This is a genomic window from Bifidobacterium catulorum (assembly GCF_003129925.1).
GTDB classification, from domain to species: domain Bacteria; phylum Actinomycetota; class Actinomycetes; order Actinomycetales; family Bifidobacteriaceae; genus Galliscardovia; species Galliscardovia catulorum.
On sequence record NZ_QFFN01000017.1, the window covers coordinates 1 to 19,326 of the forward strand.

The 19,326-nt window shown below is 60.3% G+C and carries 15 protein-coding genes; 13 read left to right on the top strand and 2 right to left on the bottom strand.

The annotated features are described in order from the left end of the window. The first annotated feature begins 236 nt into the window (after nucleotides 1-236). The 9 genes from DF200_RS06725 to DF200_RS06760 all read left to right on the top strand — a co-directional run bounded on the left by DF200_RS06725 (nucleotide 237) and on the right by DF200_RS06760 (nucleotide 10,474). Complete coding sequence (locus tag DF200_RS06725) at nucleotides 237-1,256, top strand: DNA-processing protein DprA (RefSeq protein ID WP_109137518.1); 1,020 nt, start codon at nucleotides 237-239, stop codon at nucleotides 1,254-1,256. Nucleotides 1,257-1,458: 202 nt separating this feature from the next. Then, nucleotides 1,459-2,079, top strand: a complete 621-nt coding sequence (locus tag DF200_RS10695; RefSeq protein WP_146192036.1) for a ComF family protein — start codon at nucleotides 1,459-1,461, stop codon at nucleotides 2,077-2,079. Nucleotides 2,080-2,487: 408 nt separating this feature from the next. Then, complete coding sequence (locus DF200_RS06730; RefSeq protein WP_109137519.1) at nucleotides 2,488-3,768, top strand: alpha/beta hydrolase; 1,281 nt, start codon at nucleotides 2,488-2,490, stop codon at nucleotides 3,766-3,768. A gap of 539 nt (nucleotides 3,769-4,307) precedes the next feature. Next, the gene (locus tag DF200_RS06735; RefSeq protein WP_158275801.1) at nucleotides 4,308-5,471 is read left to right on the top strand and encodes an Ldh family oxidoreductase; all 1,164 of its coding nucleotides are present in this window, start codon (nucleotides 4,308-4,310) and stop codon (nucleotides 5,469-5,471) included. A gap of 95 nt (nucleotides 5,472-5,566) precedes the next feature. Then, the gene (locus tag DF200_RS06740; RefSeq protein ID WP_109137521.1) at nucleotides 5,567-6,547 is read left to right on the top strand and encodes a GntP family permease; all 981 of its coding nucleotides are present in this window, start codon (nucleotides 5,567-5,569) and stop codon (nucleotides 6,545-6,547) included. Beyond that, nucleotides 6,444-7,007, top strand: a complete 564-nt coding sequence (locus DF200_RS11250; RefSeq protein ID WP_158275802.1) for a GntT/GntP/DsdX family permease — start codon at nucleotides 6,444-6,446, stop codon at nucleotides 7,005-7,007. Before DF200_RS06740 ends, DF200_RS11250 begins: the two co-directional genes overlap by 104 nt. A 155-nt stretch (nucleotides 7,008-7,162) precedes the next feature. Next, nucleotides 7,163-7,822, top strand: a complete 660-nt coding sequence (locus tag DF200_RS06750; RefSeq protein WP_158275803.1) for a GntR family transcriptional regulator — start codon at nucleotides 7,163-7,165, stop codon at nucleotides 7,820-7,822. A 327-nt stretch (nucleotides 7,823-8,149) separates the two neighbouring features. Then, on the top strand, nucleotides 8,150-9,472 hold the full coding sequence (locus tag DF200_RS06755; protein ID WP_109137524.1) for a gluconate:H+ symporter: 1,323 nt from the start codon (nucleotides 8,150-8,152) through the stop codon (nucleotides 9,470-9,472). Nucleotides 9,473-9,790: 318 nt separating this feature from the next. Next, on the top strand, nucleotides 9,791-10,474 hold the full coding sequence (locus DF200_RS06760; protein WP_109137525.1) for a LysE family translocator: 684 nt from the start codon (nucleotides 9,791-9,793) through the stop codon (nucleotides 10,472-10,474). A gap of 110 nt (nucleotides 10,475-10,584) precedes the next feature. Here the strand turns inward: DF200_RS06760 and cdd are convergent, their stop codons facing one another. After that, nucleotides 10,585-11,034 carry a cytidine deaminase gene (gene cdd / locus DF200_RS06765; protein WP_206603423.1) on the bottom strand — a complete coding sequence of 150 codons (450 nt, stop codon included), beginning with the start codon at nucleotides 11,032-11,034 and terminating at the stop codon, nucleotides 10,585-10,587. A 246-nt stretch (nucleotides 11,035-11,280) separates the two neighbouring features. Continuing rightward, nucleotides 11,281-11,904 (bottom strand): TetR/AcrR family transcriptional regulator, encoded by a 624-nt coding sequence (locus tag DF200_RS06770; protein WP_109137526.1) that lies wholly within the window; start codon nucleotides 11,902-11,904, stop codon nucleotides 11,281-11,283. Between the two features lie 305 nt (nucleotides 11,905-12,209). Between DF200_RS06770 and DF200_RS06775 the strand changes: the two genes are divergently transcribed. From DF200_RS06775 to DF200_RS06790, 4 genes are all read left to right on the top strand, one after another. Beyond that, complete coding sequence (locus tag DF200_RS06775) at nucleotides 12,210-14,486, top strand: exo-alpha-(1->6)-L-arabinopyranosidase (protein ID WP_109137527.1); 2,277 nt, start codon at nucleotides 12,210-12,212, stop codon at nucleotides 14,484-14,486. Between the two features lie 255 nt (nucleotides 14,487-14,741). Beyond that, nucleotides 14,742-16,283, top strand: a complete 1,542-nt coding sequence (locus tag DF200_RS06780; RefSeq protein ID WP_109137528.1) for an MDR family MFS transporter — start codon at nucleotides 14,742-14,744, stop codon at nucleotides 16,281-16,283. A gap of 510 nt (nucleotides 16,284-16,793) precedes the next feature. Then, nucleotides 16,794-17,795 carry an AEC family transporter gene (locus DF200_RS06785; protein WP_109137529.1) on the top strand — a complete coding sequence of 334 codons (1,002 nt, stop codon included), beginning with the start codon at nucleotides 16,794-16,796 and terminating at the stop codon, nucleotides 17,793-17,795. Nucleotides 17,796-17,899: 104 nt separating this feature from the next. After that, nucleotides 17,900-19,186 carry a hypothetical protein gene (locus DF200_RS06790; RefSeq protein WP_146192037.1) on the top strand — a complete coding sequence of 429 codons (1,287 nt, stop codon included), beginning with the start codon at nucleotides 17,900-17,902 and terminating at the stop codon, nucleotides 19,184-19,186. Nucleotides 19,187-19,326: the final 140 nt, after the last annotated feature.

Below are 19,326 nucleotides of genomic sequence, written 5' to 3' on the forward strand. Positions count from 1 at the left end.
ATCAAGACCACCATCAAGATCGGCTACGGCTACCGCAACCTCGACAACCTCATCAGCCTCGTCATGCTCAAATGCGGAGGACTCGACCTACAACTCCCCGGACGCCAATAACCAGCAGGCCGGACCAGTGATCCACACCCACACAAACACCCGAAGAGCCAAATTTACCGGCGTCGCATTACAATGGCATCACAATGCCGAGCGGCTGATTCACAGGCTTTTGGAGGTGATTAAGGATGCAGCATAACAACAGCAGAGATTGGCTTGATGCTGAGAACGCTGCCTTGATTGCCTTGGCCGAATCATGTGAAAAACCGGACACGTGGTCGTCGTTGACGAACGAATGCATAATCGAGGGCAGTGCCGTCAGGGTTCTCGAACACAAAATCGACCCCGAGAACAATCCCCTGAATGGGCAGGAATATGTGTCTGCTGATACGCAGGGCACCCTGTTTCAGTTGGACGACTTGCCATCCGCAGACTACGCCGTTAAAGCTTCCGCTGCTTGGGAACACGCCACACAACAGGTGGCACAATGGCGGAATCACGGCCTTGACCTGGTCACGGTGTTTGACGATCGGTTCCCTTCCCGTCTGCGTTCCGTTGTAGACACGCCCCCGTTCCTGTTCGCTAAAGGAACATTGCTTGCCGATGATTCGGGTGTCAGCGTCGTCGGATCGAGAAAGTGCTCTCCGGAGGGAGCGCGATTCGCACGAGATGTTGCGCACATGCTCTGCGGACGTGGATTGACGGTAATCGCCGGATTGGCCGATGGCATAGACTCCTTTGCTCACCAGGAGGCGCTTCGCAGTGGCGGAAGGACAGTTGCGTTCATCGGCACAGGAATCAATCGATGCTATCCTGCCTCGAATCGAGAATTACAGCATCGCATAGAGGAGCAAGGGCTGGTATTGTCGCAATTCTGGCCGGATAGTCCTCCCACTAAACAAACATTCCCGATGCGAAACGCATTGATGTCTGGATATGGACTGGCCACTGTAGTGGTGGAGGCATCTGAGCATTCCGGGACCCGGATTCAGGCGCGTCAGGCACAGAGGCATGGTCGTCCATTGATTTTTCGCGACACCGTGATGGAACAGGCCCGATGGGCTCGTCAATACCGTGACAAGCCGGGCGTATTCATCGTGCGCAGTGTCGAAGAGGTTGGAGACGCACTAGATATGATTGCGCACATCGATAACGGTGCGGACGCACTGCTGGATGACATCCTTACAGCAAGAGTCCAGTATGCCTGATGCTTCCCCGAGCCGGACGCTACTGAATGCATATAGCCGTTTTGAGCGCAACATGCGCTGGCGCCTAGGCAGCTATGCGAAAACCGTGGTGTACCACAGCGCCAAGAATCACGTTTGCCCAATTTGCGGAGGTCCGAAAAGAAGCACTAATCCCATTTGCTATAGTTGCTCAATCCTACGGGAACAGGCCAAGGCATTAGGCGTGGAACATCAGATGGCCGATCAGGTGAGAATTGCCAACTACGCCATTAAATTCGACCAGATGTACCGTGTCATGGACGGCTACAAGCGTAATCGCAAAGAATCCAAGGACTATCAGGAGACTCTAAAATACGTGCTTGGCGATGCATTGGCGGTCCATCGGGATTGTTTAGCTCGTATGTCGGGTGGAATATCTCCGAGCTCATGGACAACAATCCCCTCCACTAAGAGCAGTGAGCGTTATGGTCAACCACACCCTCTCAATGGATTGGTGTCTCCGATTTTGAAAGCAATACCCGAGATACGTTTATTGGTCAACGGTCCGAAAACCAGGGCAATTAGTTCTGAAACATTTTTTCTGTCCGAGATGTATCCGTCGGAAATGATGCGGCATGTGCTGCTTATCGACGACACATGGACATCGGGAGGAACCGTCGAATCAGCGGCAATTATGCTGAAACAGCATGGAGCACAGCGTGTGACTATCTATTGTCTGGCAAGAATCATCGACTTGGATTATTGCTCGCGCATGGTAGGGCAAGAAGTTGCGGATGGGTATTCCCGATTGTCGTATCGTGGTGGCTGTCCTTGGGGTAGTCCCCAGTGTCCGATGGTCAGATAAGGTGGTAGCGTACCCCTATGGGTGCGTGTCGTATAAAACGGCGGGGGCTGTCATGCGGAGCATGACTGAGGGTGGTTGGGTCACTGCGAAAGTGGTGGTTCCCCTGTCGGCTCGCTGACAGCCCGCCAGCGGAGTGAAGCATGATGAGGCGGTGACGCCCTTCTCTCAGACGACTGTGTCGGCGAGGTCTTTCTTGTGTCATCCTGAGCGAACGTAGTGAGTCGAAGGATCTTGTGACGTCTTAACATCCTTCGATGTTGGGATTCGCCTTTCGCTCAGCATGACGGTGAGGTGTGAGGTGGGTGGTTCCGACTAGCTTTATCACGGCGATGAAACGCGACAAACCGCGTATCGATGTTGATGCACAAACTCGGGTTCGATGATTATCGTTGACTACGGGAGGCTGCCATGACAGGAACATCGGACTCGCATATCGAAGACCCTTTGGATGACCGTTCGGCCGTATCCGTTGTGAACGAAGCCGTTGGTCCGGAGCGTTCCGACGATGACGGCCATCATGATGAAGGCCGTCGCGACGAACGCGGTACGAACGATGGCCCATCCGTAGTCGATGGCGACGCCATTCCCCGGAATCCGTCCATCGACGATTGGGTGTCCGACACCATCATCCCCGGGTACCAACGGCGCACGCTGCACCTCGGCCATGACGACGAAGGCGAGCTCACCGCCACGTTCGTGCGCAAGGATCCGTCGACGCTGCCATGGAGGCAGCGGTTCGCCCGGTGGAAGCACGCCACGGTCCAACACACTCCCCTCGCCATCCTGTATGTGCATGGTTGGAACGACTTCTTCTATCGCAGGCATGTCTCCGAATTCTGGGAGTCGTTGGGGGTCGCCTTCTACGCCGTCGACCTGCGCAAATACGGACGTTCGCTCCACGCCGGGCAGACCGCCGGATTCATCGACGACCTGCATGGGTACTTCACCGAACTCAACGCCCTGCGCGACGTCATCGTGGATGAGCTGGGCGACGACGTGCGCATCCTGGCGCTTGCGCATTCTCTGGGCGGACTCACCTCGGCGCTGTGGCTGGCCAACGAGCACCCTCACCATGTGACGGCGTTGGCGCTGAATTCCCCGTGGCTGGAACTGCAGGGTAACCGCATCACCCGCATCATGACCACGCCGGTCGTGAAGGGATTCGGCCTGACCGGCGCCAAGAACGTCATACCGATCCGAGACCCCGGCTTCTACGGACGCACGCTATGGTCCAATCAGGATGGCGAATGGGACTACAACACCCGGTATCCGTGGCCCGAAGCCGACTTCCAGACGCGGGCCGGATGGTTCGACGCCGTCTATCGGGCGCAGGACGAGGTTTCTCGCGGCCTCGACGTCGACGTTCCCGTGTTGGTGTGCACATCCGACAAATCGATGATCCTCGGCAAATGGGATGAGGCCATGCGCGAGGCGGATACCGTGCTGGACGTGACGGCCATACGGCAGAACGCCCTGAATCTCGGCGACTTCGTGTCGCTGGCGCGAATCCGCGGCGGGCTGCATGATCTGTCGATGTCGCGCGGGCCCGCACGCCGACAGTACTTCGACACCGTGGCGCGCTGGGCGAACCAGTACGCGTGGTGCGGTGATGCGAAGCATCGTCCATTGTCGGTCGCGGCCGTCAACCAGGCGCTGGACACGGTGTCACGTGTGCGCGGCGGGATGTAAGGGGTTGGTTTTCTGGTCGGAAGCATGCAGAGAATGTTGCCAGCGTGGCGTCAATGACCGGTCCGGCAATTTCACGGTCTGACTGAGTGGGCTGATGACAAGCATGCTCGACCGGCAATGGGACGAGCACGCCCTTTTCCGAGAGACGAACCTGTGTGCTTCCCGGCCTATGCGGTCAGGGCAAAAGCCTCATGCGACGCGACCTCTTTTGCGTTGTGCGGGCATTCGATGCGGAAGGGTTGCAGGACGGTGCGTGAGATGTGGTTCCGGCCTGGGGTCATTTGGCTGATCGGTGTTCCGGAATGCGAGGTCTTCCCCGCGAATTGGCGTGTTGTGTGAAACCGCTGGCAACAAAGATTGACGCTGAAGCCGTGCACTCATATTGTGTTATCCAACCGATATATCGGTTGGATATTGATTGTGTGGCACTGCATGATACGCAATACGGCGCCGCACGGTGGTCTCCATCCGGGAACCCGGCAACCGACAACACGGACACGGTGCCAACACGGTCCGCGAGCTTTCAAGGAGGAAGGCATATGAGCACCCCACAGGGCGCACCGAAGATGAACGTCACGGTGCAATCCAACATCAGCGACGGGCCGGCGGAAGCCGCCGAAGACCGCCATCGGTATGACGCCGATGCCATCAAAGACCTGACCAGCAAGATTGCCCAGGGCTACGGCCTGAGCGAGCATGACGGCGATATCGTGGCTGAGGTGCTGTCATTCGCCGATACCCACGGCATTGATTCGCACGGCCTGCAGCGTTTCCAGCTCTACGATGCACAGATGGGGAACAAGATCGACCCGACCGCTAAGTCCGAGGTCGTGGTGGACACCACGGTGAGCACCGTCATCGACGGCCATCGCAGCATGGGACAGCTCAACGGCCGCCAGGCCATGGACGCCACCATCGCCAAAGCCAAGAAGACCGGCATGGCCATCGCCGCCGTCCGCCACTCCTGCCACTACGGTGCTGCGGGATACTACGCCAACCTCGCCGCCGAGCAGGGCCTGATCGGCTTCTCGGTGACGAACACCGAACCCGCCGTATACCCGCTGTACGCCAACGACGTGTGGCTGGGTACCAATCCGATCGCCTGCGCGATTCCGACGCAGCCGCACACGTTCTTCTTCGACGCCAGCACCTCCGTGGTCGCCTACGGCAAGGTGGAGCTCTACTCCAAGCAGCGCAAGGACCTGCCGGCGGCCTGGGCCGTCGATCCCGACAACAAGCCGATCTACGATTCCACCGACGCACTAAGCCGACTGATGCGGTACAACAACGAGGCCGGTCTGCTTGCCACCGGCGGCAACAGTGAATACACCGGCGGTCACAAGGGCTACGGTTTCTCGGTGCTGGTCGAATTCTTCTCCGGCATCGTCTCGCAGGGCGCCACCACCGACCGCACGGCCGTGGGCGACCCGGTGGAGGGCATCAGCCATGGATTCATGGCCATCGACCCGAAGATCTTCGGTGACGCTGACACCATCCTGCGCAACTTCTCCGACTACCTTGACGAGATTCGCAACTTGCACGCGGTGCCCGGCAAGCGTATCTACGTGCACGGCGACAAGGAGGCCGAGGCCTACGAGGACCGCATCGCCAACGGCGTGCCGTTGTATCACAAGACCGTGGTTGAGCTTTGCGATATCTGCGACCGGCTCGGCGTCGACTACACCGGCGTGCTCGATCACTGATTCCCGCGCTGCCGGTTTCCGTGGGAGCCGGCAGCATCTCCATCCAGTCAACGAACCGAATACTGCAGTTCATATTCACGAGGAAGTGAAGAACCATGAATTCTCTAGTGCAGGCTGTGCCTGCGGCGGCCTTGTCGCTTGCCGAAGACGCACCGAAGGTGAACCTCAATTCCACGCAGCTGCTGATCAGCATCGTCGTAGGTGTCGCAGTGCTGATTGCGTTGGTGAGCTTCACCAAGATCCATCCGTTCATCGCCATCACCATTGCATCGTTCGTGGCGGGCATCGGCTCGGGCTATGGCCTGATGAACACTGTCGAAGGATTCTCCAGCGGCTTCGGCAGCACTGCGGCCAGTGTCGGCATGCTGGTCGGATTCGGTGCTATGCTCGGCAAGGTGCTGATGGACACCGGCGCGACCGGGGTGCTGGTCGACACATTGCTGGCGAAAACCCCGGACCGGTTTCTGCCGTGGACGATGGCGCTCATCGGCGCGTTGCTCGGCCTGCCGCTGTTCTTTGACGTCGGTGTAATCATCCTGGTGCCGGTCGTGGTGATGGTGGCCCGCAAGGCCCGCATCCCGCTGATGCGCGTCGCAATCCCGACCCTGGCCGGCGTTTCGACCATGCAGGCCTTGGTACCGCCGCATCCCGGTCCGGTTGCTGCGCTGTCGTCGTTCGAAAACGGCAACATGGGCCTGACCATGGGCATCGGCGTGCTGATCGCCATCCCCGTAGTGGCCGTCGCCGGTCCGCTGTTTGCCAAGGTGTGCGAGAAGTGGGTGCCCAAGATGGCCCCGGAGACCGGCGCCGTCGTGCAGGAGGATATCCCGACCGACGCGAACTACCGCCGCCCATCATTCGGACTGTCGCTGCTGTGCATCATCATGCCGGCCATCCTGTTGCTCATCACGTCGGCCATTGAGATCATCAACCCCGGGCGTGAAGGAATCCGAGGAACTTGGACCGCAGCTGGTGCAGTTCCTGAACAATCCCGAGGTCGCCCTGCTGCTGTCGCTGATGTTCGCCATGATCGCACTGTTCACGGCGACGCACTACTCGTGGAAGCGGCTGAATGACGCGGCCGCAGCCTCGCTGGGACCGGTGTGCGGCATCATCCTGATCCTGAGTGCCGGCGGCGGCTTCAAGACCGTGCTGATTGATACGGGCGTCGGTGACATGATCACGCATTTCGTGCAGTCGTCACACATCTCGATCCTGCTGGTCGGCTGGCTTATCGCCGCGTTCGTGCGAGTCTCCACCGGCTCGTCCACCGTCGCCTCCATAGCGACGGGTGGCGTGCTCGCTCCGGTTGCACAGGCTCTGCAGCTCAGCTCGGTCGGCGTGGCGTTGCTGGTGCTGGCCATCGGTGCAGGTTCTGTGTTCCTGTCGCATGTCAACGATGCCGGCCTGTGGCTGGTCAAGGAGTTCTTCGGACTCACACTCAAGGAGACGTTCAAGACCTGGAGTGTCATGGAATGCCTGTTGTCGATGTGGGCGCTCATCGTCATCATGCTGGTGTCCATCCCGTTGATGTAGACGGTGGCATGAGCCATACCATGTCGTGTCGTCCGCCGATATCTACCGATGGCCGTCGGGGTGTCGGCGGGCGATGCACGGCGTTAGACAAGGGTTGCTATACGATGTGATTCGTATCACGGATGGGCCGTCGAGGATGTTCTGAAGGATGGTTGATGGCAGAGAGCAAGCGCGATCAGGCGTATCGGTATCTTCGCGACCAGATCGTATTGTGTCGCATCAAGCCGGGTGAACCGCTGGACGAGAAGCGGGCCGCGCAGGAACTCGGATTCAGCCGCATGCCGGTGCGGGAGGCCGTGAACAAGCTCGCCGAAGAACATCTGGTGAGCATCTTCCCCTCGCGCGGCGTGATCGTGAACCCGATCTCGTCGTCGGACTATCAGGAGATGCTGGACATCCGACTGCTCATCGAACCCTATCTGCTGCACCGGTCGCTGCCGAGCCTCGACCCCGATGACCTTCGCGCATTCCGTGTGGATATGGTCGAGCGCATCGAACATCCCGATGCGGCGTCAGATTCGGTTGGCAACGACTTCGACTACCGGTTCCACATGTATTTCGCCGAGAAATCCGGCAGCCGGTATCTCATTTCGCTGATGAACATGATCATGACGCAGAGTCAGCGCATCCGCTTTTTCTCCGCCGTGGCGCCGCAGCGGATCGTCGAGTCGTACCGCGAGCATGTGGCGATCATCGACGCCGCGCTTGCACAGGACGAGCCGGCGGTGGTCGCGGCCATCCGCGCGCATCTGGACAACACCAGGGAAGGCTATTCGCGGATCTCCCATGCCCGCGAGGACTTCTTCCGCGAATAGGCGAAACTCAGGCATACGCTTATAAGCCACCGAGGCAGTGGGCAAGTCCGTTGTCTGGCAGTCGGTTTGGGAGAATTCGATGTCGTCAAGATTCCCTCGCTTGCCCTGACGAAAAACCGCGAACCACGTATTACCGTAAATTTTTCCTAGACGTAAGGCAACGGATGGCAACGAAGTGCGATGATTCGGCAAAGGCAATAACACTGTACACGGTGCAAAAACCGCACATGAAGGAAGACGACGTGCGCATTCAGCAGAGTTGATGAACATCCAACGGTGGAGTCGCCGAAGGACGTGCGTCGGGATATTAGGAAAGGGAATTATTCCATGATTCAGCTCATCTGGGTACTGGTCGGCATTTGCTTGCTGGTCGTCCTGAACCTGAAATTCAAGATGCACAATATGCTGTCCCTGCTGTTGGTGGGTCTGTTCATCGCCCTCACCGCGGGCATCCCGATTGACAAGATCATCACCGCGGTGGAAACCGGTGTGGGCGGCATCTTCGGCAAGCTGGCCATCATCATCCTGTTCGGCGCCATCATCGGCAAGATCATGACCGACACCGGCGCCAGCCAGCGCATCGCCGACACCGTCATCGACAAGTGCGGCACCAGATTCCTGCCCGTCGGCCTGATGTTCATCGGCGTGATCTTCGGCATCGCCATGTTCTACGAGGTCGCCTTCCTGATCTCCGTGCCGTTGGTGCTCGCCGTGGCCAAGAAGGCCAAGGTGCCGTACATGAAGCTGGTCATTCCGATCGTCACCGGCTGCACCATGGGTCATTCGCTCTTCCCGCCGCAGCCCGGCCCGGTCGCCCTGGTCGCCGCGTTCGACGCCGACATCTCCAAGGTCTACATCTACGGCATTCTCGCCATCATCCCCGCGCTGATCTGCGCCGGCTTGCTGCTGCCGAAGTTCCTGCCTGGCATCAAGGGCATCCCGATGAACTCCATGCTCAAGCCCGCGCCGACCATGCCCGAGGATCAGCTGCCGTCGTTCGCGGCCTCAATCTCCATTCCGCTCACCCCAGCCGTGGTGATGATCGCCTCGTCGGTCATCAAGGAGTTCTTCGGCGAGAAGACCACGGTCTACAAGGTCTTCGGTTTCATCGGATCCGCCGAGATCTCAATGCTGCTCGCCCTCTTCGCCGCATTCTTCCTGCTGATGCACAGCAAGGGGCAGACCATCGCCGATCTGACCCACAAGATGGAAGAGGCCATCGGTCAGGTGGGCAACGTGCTGATTGTGATTTGCTCCGGCGGCATCATCAAGGAAGTCATTATCGAGTCCGGGGCGGCCGATCACATCGTGCAGCTGGTCTCCTCGATTCCGGTTTCGCCGTTCATCATCGCATGGATTATTACGGCGATCATCCGCGTGCTCACCGGCCAGGGTGCCGTGGCCGCCATCACCGCGGCGGGCATGGTCGCACCGCTGGTCACCCAGTTTGGTCTCGATCCGGCGCTGATGGTGATCTGCGTGGCCTGCGGATCCAACACCATCACGCTGATGTACGACGGCGGATTCCTGCTGTTCAAGGAGACGTTCGGTATTTCGATGAAGGATACCTTCAAGACCTGGGGCCTGCTCGAGCTGATCAATTCGCTGGTCGGCCTGCTGGCCGTGCTGGTCATTGACATCTTCGTCTGATCGCCGATTCGCATGACCGAAATGTCATGCGCAGAGTTCCCATCCGCGTGGCCGATGGGGCTCCGCGATGAGCTCATATGCGAGTTTTGTGGTTTCGGTCGGACTGTATGGCGGCGGATTCCTGCTGATCATGCGGTATTCGTCCGATTTAAGTCCGGGAAAATCACAAAACTCGCATGCTCGATTACCTGACCGTGCCGGGAAAACCGGATTTGCCCGTCGTGTGCGGCGAATCCACCCGGTTCCGGTTCGTTGTCTGGTCGGTGCGCGTTCTACACTGGTCCGTGTTGACAGACAGACGGAAGACGGGGGAATCGCATGAACTATATGCAGGCGTTATTGGGATTCGCGTTGGTGGCGGGGTCGATGGCCTTGGTTCCGGGGCTTGACATGATGATGGTGCTGCATGAGACCATCAACGTCGGTCGTCGTCGTGGCGTTGCCGCGGCATGGGGCATCGCGACCGGCGTGCTGGTATGGGCGGTGGCCGCCGCGGTCGGACTGGCCGCGGTCATCAAGGCGTTCCCGCTGGCGTATGACGCCATTCGTGTGGCAGGTGGGTTGTATCTGTTCTATCTTGCGTTCAGCATGGCGAGGAGAAAACAGTCGGACGACGGTCATGCCGTCGCCGCGGAACCTGTGAAATCCGTGGAACATACGAATGTTTCACGTGAAACATCGTCGTTCGCCGATTGCGCCCAATCGTTCTGGCGTGGTTTCCTGACCGACTTCTTCAATCCCAAGATCGGCGTGTTCTACATCGCCGTCATCCCCCAGTTCTTGGTCGCCGGCGTCGGCAACCTGGAGATGGGCGTCTCTCTTGGCTTGGTGCATTTCGTCGAAAGCGTGCTGGTGCTGACCGTCGTCGCCTATACAGCGTCGTATTTCGCCGGTCGTCTGCATAACGAACGTTCGCAGCGTATCCTCGGACTGGTATCCGGCGGCATCATGGCTGTGCTGGGCGGCGTGACCATCGCCGACGTGGTGCGGAGCAGGGTCTAACGGGCGTATCGTCGGCTGTGTCGTCAGCTGATGCATACATATATGGCAAGGCGGTTCGGGGAGGATGTCTCCGAACCGCCTTGCCATATTGCCTGCCTCGATGTCGTGCGTCACTTGCCGCCGAACGCGCCTCCGAAGGGGTCGTCGGTGTCGAAGACCGGCTTTTCGGTGAGCGGATACAGCTCATCGAGTGTATAGGTCCTGTATTCGGTCGGGCTCTTGGCGAGGATGATCTCGAAGTCGCGTTCGCAGAATTCGCAGAGGAATTCCCGGCACATGCCGCACGGCGAACAGAACGACGTCAGTGGCCCCTTCGCTCCCCCGACCACGACGATGCGGGTGAACTCGTGGTGTCCTTCGGAGACGGCCTTGGCGCAGGCGGTACGTTCCGCGCAGATGGTCGGCGCGAAGCCCATGTTCTCGATGTTGCAGCCGGTGTATACCGTGCCGTCCGCGGCCTCCAGAGCGGCCCCGACGCAGAAATGCGAATACGGCGAATAGGAGCGCTTCCGCGCCTCGATTGCCTTGGTGATAAGATCCTCGGTGGAAATCGTGCCCATGTCATGCTCCTTTGCGGCTCATCGCGACGTCGTCCGTGTGAAACATCGATGTTTCACGATCGATGTTTCACGTGAAACATCGAAGGTCGTCTGCTATGTTTCACGCCGGCAGCCATGCCTATCCGTCGCTGAATCCAAGACCATTGTAGATGGCGGAGGGTTCCATGAAACGCCGACCGTGGTCAAACTGAACGGAGGTGCATGGCCGGTGCGTTCGTCATGAGCGGGGACTTCGGAGTCTGGGCGTCAGCGGTACCCCTGCCAGAGCGGCAGTGGGAACAGCACATGCTCGCATTGCCGCCACATCGCCATGAGATCCTGACCCGGCGTACGCAGCCAGCGGAGCTGGATGCCGTCCATCATGCTGAAACCGGCCAGCAGGACGTCGGTCGGATCGACGCCATCCGGCACGGACCATGCGATCCGCTTCGCCTGGTCGACTCCCGCCTGCTCCCTCCCGGCGAAATACTCGTGCGCCGGATGATTCGTATCCAGGGCCTCGGCGCTCAGCGTCGAGAACATATGCACCAGATTGGGGCGACGGATGTTGATGCTCACATTGCGTCGGAACATCTCGGGAATCGATGGGTTGCGCTGCGCCGCGCACTCCTCCAGCAGCGCGTTGGTGTCCCGGTCGTAGATATCGGAGAGCACCAGTTCGAGCAGCCCCTCCTTGCTGCCGACATAATGCAGCACGCCCGCCTTGGTCAGCCCGACCTTGGTGGCGATCTTCTGCAGCGACGTCCCGTAGTATCCGAGTGTGCCGAAGTATTCGATCGCCGCGTTCAGTATCTGTGTGCGGCGATCCGGTTCCGCTCCATCTGCTGCGGGGCGTCGACCCCGCACCGCCGAACGTGCCTGTGAAGTCATGGTGTCCTTTGTTGCCTCTCTCATAATGTGGTGCCATCCCATCATAGTCAATACCGTTCGGTTGGTAGATGCCGGCGTTGAGTGGTGACCGCGCTGTCGGATGCCATCCGTATGTCGGCGACATGCCGGTAGTGACTAAGGCGGTTCCGTGATATATTGTCACTTACCGACCGGTTGGTACAAGCGTCGTGGGTGACATTGACGCCAGCCGTCGACCACAGGCGCAGTGGCCGAGCCATACATCATCACCGGCAACGTGACAACCAGACGATGTGAAGATTCGTCATCATGAAAGCGAGGAAGCCATGAGCGGACACTCCCGGACCGACACCAACCCCATCTCCTCCCCCAGCGTCAACGACCTCACTCTCGAAGAGAAGGCCAGCCTCACCTCAGGCGGTGATGCCTGGCATCTGCAGGGAATCAAAGACAAAGGCATCCCCGGCTACATGATCACCGACGGTCCGCATGGACTGCGCAAGTCCCTCGCCACCGACACCGGAGACACCAACCTCGACGACTCCGTACCCGCCACATGCTTCCCGCCCGCCGCAGGCCTCGCCAGCTCGTGGAACCCGGCGCTGGCCGTGAAGGTCGGCGAGGCCATGGGCGAGGAATGCATCCAGGAGAAAGTGGCCGTCATCCTCGGTCCCGGTGTGAACATCAAGCGCAACCCGCTCGGCGGCCGCTGCTTCGAATACTGGTCCGAAGACCCGTACCTGGCCGGCCACGAAGCCGTCGGCATCGTCGAGGGCGTGCAATCCAAGGGCGTGGGCACCTCCCTGAAGCACTTCGCCGCCAACAATCAGGAGACCGACCGGCTGCGCGTCTCCGCGCGCATCTCGCCGCGCGCCCTGCGTGAAATCTACTTCCCTGCGTTCGAACACATCGTCAAAACCGCCCGGCCATGGACCATCATGTGCTCCTACAACAAGATCAACGGCGTGCATTCCGCACAGAACCACTGGCTGCTCACCGACGTATTGCGCGACGAGTGGGGATTCGACGGCATCGTGATGTCCGACTGGGGCGCCGACCACGATCGCGTCGCCTCGCTCAACGCCGGCCTCAACCTTGAAATGCCGCCAAGCTTCACCGACGACCAAATCGTCTACGCCGCCCGCGATGGGCGTATCCATCCCGACCAGCTCGACCGCATGGCGCAGGGCATGATCGACCTCATCGACAAGGCCCGTCCGGCCATGAGCCAGGACGGCTATCGTTACGACGTCGACGCCCACGACGAAGTCGCCCGCCAGGCCGCCGTCGAATCCATCGTCATGCTTAAGAACGACGACGCCATACTCCCCCTCGCCGTAGATGCCAAGGTCGCCGTGATCGGCGAGTTCGCCCGCACCCCGCGCTATCAGGGCGGCGGATCCTCACACATCACCCCCACCAGGATGACCGGCTTCCTTGACACCCTCGCCCAGCGAGGCATCGACGCCACCTTCACCCCCGGCTTCACCTTCGCCGACGAGCCGCAGGACCCCGTCCTCACCGATGAGGCCGTCGCCGCAGCAGGGTCCAACGACGTCGTACTGCTGTTCCTCGGTCTTCCCGAAGCGGCCGAGTCCGAAGGGTTCGACCGCGATACGCTCGACATCCCCGCCAAGCAGGTCGCCCTGCTTGAGGCCGTCGCCGCCGTCAACAGGAACGTCGTCGTGATCCTATCCAACGGATCGGTCGTGTCGGTCGCCCCATGGCGCGACCACGCCAAGGGCATTCTCGAATCGTGGCTGCTCGGTCAGGCAGGCGGCCCCGCCCTGGCCGACGTCATCTTCGGCGAACACAGCCCGTCCGGCAAACTCGCCCAATCCATCCCGATGAGCATCCTCGACGATCCGACCATGATGAACTGGCCGGGTGAGGAAGGCCACGTCGACTACGGCGAAGGCGTGTTCGTCGGCTACCGCTACTACGACACCTACGACAAGCCTGTCGCCTACCCGTTCGGCTACGGACTGAGCTACGCGACGTTCGCGATCGACGACGTCGCCGTGACGAAGTCCGGCGCGAACACGGCCCATGTCACCGCCACCGTGACCAACACGTCCGACGTGGCCGGCGCCGAGGTCGTGCAGGTGTACGTCGCCCCCGGCAAGGCCTCGGTCGCTCGTCCCCGCCACGAGCTCAAAGGCTTCGCGAAGGTGTTCCTCACGGCAGGCGAATCCACAACCGTCACGTTCGACCTGGACGAACGCGCCTTCGCCTACTGGTCCGAAACGTTCGACGATTGGCATGTCGAAGCCGGCGCATACACGGTCGAAGTCGGCGTCAGCTCACGCGACATCATCGCCGCCGGCGTCGTCACGCTCGACGGTGACGGCAAGACGATGCCGTTGACCGAATGGTCCACGTACGGCGAATGGCAGGACGATCCCATCGGCGCGACGATCGTCGCTGATATGGAGGCGCGTGGCAGGGCCGGAACGCTCCCCCAGCTGCCCGACACCGACATCGTGCGCGTCTTCCTCAGGAACATGCCCATCAATTCGATGCCGATGATCAAAAGCGACGGCGGCAGGGAGCTCATCGCCTTCCTGCTTGACGAATACGCCAGGGCGACGAAGACGGCATAGCGGAAATCCTGCCGAGACGGGTGCTCGTCCACCCGTCCAGCCGGGTGGCGCGACTTGCTCACGGCGTAAATCCCCCAATGGGCGTAGAGTACTTGCGGCGGTCGATAGGGTGACCGCCGCATGATGATTCGCGCGCGATACGACGCCACATGGGACGCATGTCGCTTGGATGACACGCATGTCACTTAAATGACGCAGACGCGATACCGCCCGCGGAACGATAGAGGATGAGCGACGAGTGGAAACAGGTGACACATGGCAGAACAGGAACGCGAAACCACACGAAATCGGCTTGGCGGCGGCACGCTCACACGGGAGGAATCATTCCGCGACGGGCATCTCACCCGTGTGGCATTGATTTCGCTCTCGGTCCTCACGCTCATCACGTTCGTCGGCAACTTCACCCAGCTTCAGCTCAGCTCCGCACTGCCGGCCATCGTCGACGAATTCCACATCAGCGTCACGACCGGCCAATGGCTCACCTCCGTGTTCCAGCTGGTCATGGGCGTGATGGTGCCGCTGACCGCGTTCCTTACACGACGGTTCTCCACCAGACAGATCGTCATCACGTCGATGGCCGTGTTCACCCTCGGGTCGGCGATCTCATGGCTGGGACCGTCGTTCGTGCTGGTGCTGATCGGCCGCGTGCTTGAGGCTATCGGCACGGGCGTGATGTGGCCGGTGCTGCAGATCACCGTGTTCTCCATATATCCGTTGTCCCGCCGCGGTATGGCCATGGGCACGGTCGGCCTCGCCATGAGCGTGGCGCCGGCCGTCGGGCCGACGCTCGGCGGCTGGCAGGTCGATGTCGGCGGCTGGAGGTCCATCTTCGTCACGCTCACCATCATCGGCGTGGTCTGTCTGGCGGCGTCCGTGCTTGGATTGCGCAACTTCGGCGAACATGATCCGACAGTCAAGGCCGATTTCTTCTCCGTGATGCTGTCGATCTTCGGATTCGGCGGCCTCATGTTCGGATTCACCAACATCGAGTCCTATCCCATCACTCATCCGATGACATGGCTGCCGATGACCATCGGCGTCGTCGGCATCATCTGGTTCGTCGCCCGCCAGCTGCGTCGCCCACAGCCGCTGCTCAACCTGCGCGTGCTGAAGAACCGCGGGTTCATGGTCGGCACCATCACCGCGTCCGTCGCGTTCTTCGCGTTCAGCTCCATCCTCGTGATCATGCCGTTGTACATCCAGAACGACCGCGGCTATTCCGCATTGATGAGCGGCGTCATCATGCTGCCCGGCGCCATCGGCATGGCCATCACCCAGTTCTTCGGTGGTCGCGCGCTCGACACCTTCGGCGCCCGGCCCGTCGTGCTGTCCGGCAGCATCATTCTCACGGTCGGCACGTTCGCCATGAGTCTGATCTCCGCCGACTCGTGGATCTGGTGGGTGTCGATCTGCCAGTTCATCCGACAGATCGGCATGGGATTCGTGCTCATGCCCGTCACCACATGGTCGCTGAACTGTCTGGAACCGGAGGATGTCTCAGCCGGCTCGTCGGTCACGAACACCGCGCGGCAGATCGCCGGCGCCATGGGCGCTCCCGTGCTTGTCATCCTCATGGAGGTCATCGCGGACGCGCGTCATGCGGCGCTCGGCGGAGGCCAGGCCACGGCGGTGGCCTCCAGCATCTTCGGCATCCAGTGGGCGCTGCGCATCAGCGGCGCGCTGTGCCTCATCATGGTGCTGCTGTCCCTCTTCGGCGTACGCGGACAGGGCGCGGGCTCGGCCCACGCGCTCGGACGCGGCGCCCTCGGAAAGATTCGTTCCCTGAACCATCGGTGAGGGGTCTGGGTCGGCCTCAAATAGGTTATTTGGTAAATCCGTTCATCAAGGGACCTGTTTTGTGGTCTTCATGATCGGTTTTACCAAGTCACGAAGTCGGCGATCGGTTTTACCAAGTCACGGTCCGGAAAAAGAGAACCCCGGCGGGTTGGGGCACCGGGGTAGAGAGAGGAAGAGAGAAGAAGGGTTCAGTTATCAGATTCGGAAGGAATCTCATCAGCGTTTCCGTTGACAGTTCTTATATAACAGCACGACTCTTGGCATAACGCTGTGAAATCCTTGGATTTCTCTGGGCGAATCGTGACGATTCGGTAACACCGCACGACCGTTCCGCTATCGTCATCTCCGTATTCGGAAAACCATGGCCAACAATGTGCGGTTTTCGGTGCAACGATATACCGTTATAACGAACGGTTGCCACGTCGAAGACGTCGAAGGCGTCGACTTTACAGGCAGCGCGACAATCGTCCGCAGACGCGATGACCCCGACGACACCGGAAGAGAGGCCGAATGAAGATCATCGAGCCGGTCGTGTTCCTATGCATCATCCTGTTGGGATACGCCTTCAAACGCATCGGATGGTGCAAGACCGACGACTATCGCATCATGCAGAAGATCGTCTTCAACCTGCTGTTGCCAGCCGCCGTCGTCAACTCCTTCGTCAGCAGCGAACACGACATGAGTCTGCTGTGGGTCGCATTGTTCGGTTTCCTCGCCGCATTGGTGCCCATCATCGTGATCTACCTGTGTACAGGCAAGACCCCTCTCGGCAACCGAGCGTTCTATATGCTTAACGGCTCCGGATTCAACGTCGGATGCTTCGCCATGCCGGTCGTGCAGGCGCTCTTGGGTACGAACGCCGCCGTGGCCGTGGTCATGTTCGACATCGGCAACTCCGTCATGATGTCGGCCGGTATGAACGCCGTCACCACCCAGCTGCTGCGCATCGACGACACCCATCCCCTCACGCCCGAAGAACAGGCGCAGCCGCTCGGGCCGAAAGCGCCGCGCAGGATCGAAGACAAGGACGCGCGCCGGCTCCAACGATGGGCGAACTTCCGTCGCATCGCACGCAACTTCTACAGTTCCGCCGCGTTCATGACCTACATGCTCATGCTTGTGCTGATGGTCGCGCACGTCACCATTCCCCCGGTCGTCGGCACCGTGCTGCAGCCGTTCGCCAGCGCGAACGCCTTCTGCGCCATGTTCATGGTCGGCATGCTCATGGACATGCCCCATGGCATGAAGGAGATCAAGCCGCTCGCCACCGTCATCGCATGGCGATGGGCGTTCGCGTTCATCCTCTCCGCGGCCGCATGGTTCCTGCTGCCGGTCGATCCGTGGGTGCGCAAGGCCGTGATTTTCGTCTGCTTCGCGCCGGTCGGCGTGTTCTCCACGCTGTTCACCGATCGCGTGCTCGGTAACGCCAAACTCGCCGGACTGTGCCTGGCCGGCACGGGCGTGCTCGGACTGGTCGCCATGACCGTAGCCAACTTCGTCATCCCCGCGTGAGCCGTTCCCCGAAGTCGGGATGCGGTCCACCCCCCCTTCGTTTTTACCTCTTGAATACTATAATGGCGGTGTACAAGGGAGTATCGGAGGCGGGAGTAGAGGGTATGAACGATGATTCAACGAAGGTGAACGATCCTGGGCCGGTCCCCCTGCCCCCTGTTCCATTGCCGAACATCAACGGTCTGGAGCAATCGGATCCAACCATACTGGACGTATCCCATCGGAACGGTTTCCCGACCGGAAGCGTCCCCGGTGGTCCCGGCGGCTCCTATGGTTCCGGCGAATCGGACAGTGGCAAATCGGACGGTGGCAAATCGGATTCTGGCAAATCGACGAACGGGAAACGGCGCGGCATCATCATCGCCGTGATCGTGGCGGTGCTTATCATCATCGGTGGCGTCATCGGATGGCGAATCATGGCGTCACGGTCGTATGCCAACGCAATGGGCGACTGCAGGACGCAGGTCAACGCACTTGCCGATGCGCAGAAAACAGCGAAATCCCAGCTCGAAAAAGCGAACGCAGTCGTAGGAACCGATGCCAACAACGTCGCCGACGCAACGACGTTGACCACGCTGAAAACGGCTATATCCGACGTTGACGTCGATGCCGCGTCTCTGTCGTGCAACGACGGGGCCCCGGCGCGCGAGCTGCGATCCGTCGCGGACTCGGCGAAAACCGCGATCGACAAGCTGACCACGTCCACTACGGCGCTTGGCAAAGCCGTGAAAGCCGTCGAATCCAGTAAGGACGCCAAAACGCTCGGCGATGCCAAAGCCGCATTACAGAAGCAAATCGACGCCGCGGAAAAGCTGATGGCAACGTCCAAAGGCAAGGTCAAGGACAACGACCGCAGTCGTCACGCATTGGAACGGCGGATCGCGGACGCGAAGACCGTACTGAAGTCGGCAACGGCGGCGGATGATACGACGTTGAACTCGCTGAAATCCGCAACGCGGGGTGTGGGATCGTCCATCGATGCCGTGAACACCAGCGTTCGGGAAAAGGCCGCTGCAGACAGGAAGGCACAGGAGGCCGCCGCCGACAAGTCCCGCTGTGCGGCCATCGTCGGGGTATACGCGCCGGCGAATTCGGGCGGAGGGCCAGCCGTCGATGCCGGCTGCAACATCGGAAGTGGGGCTTGGCCCGCCTCGCAGTACGTGTCCGGCTCATACAAGAATCTTGGTGGCGGCCGTTTCTCGTGGAGCACGTCCGACGGCAGCAAGCTGACCTACTACCCCGCGGGCACCTATGCGCCGTTGCAGTCCACTATGACGCCTGAATTCCTGGCTCCCGCAGGCATCACCGATCCGACGAACACGCCGAAGATCGAAGTCCATGACAATCCCAACAGCATGGGCGGCATCGGTACGCTCATGTTCAAGGGCTGAGATCGGCCTGATCACCGGAAACACGAGTTGTGGGGCTGCGATTGTGGAAACCGCTTGCGTGGTGTCCTCCGAATGCGTCGTGCATTACCCTGCGATAACGTTATCTAGATTCTTTGCCGCTCGGCGTGTCGTCGGTCTAA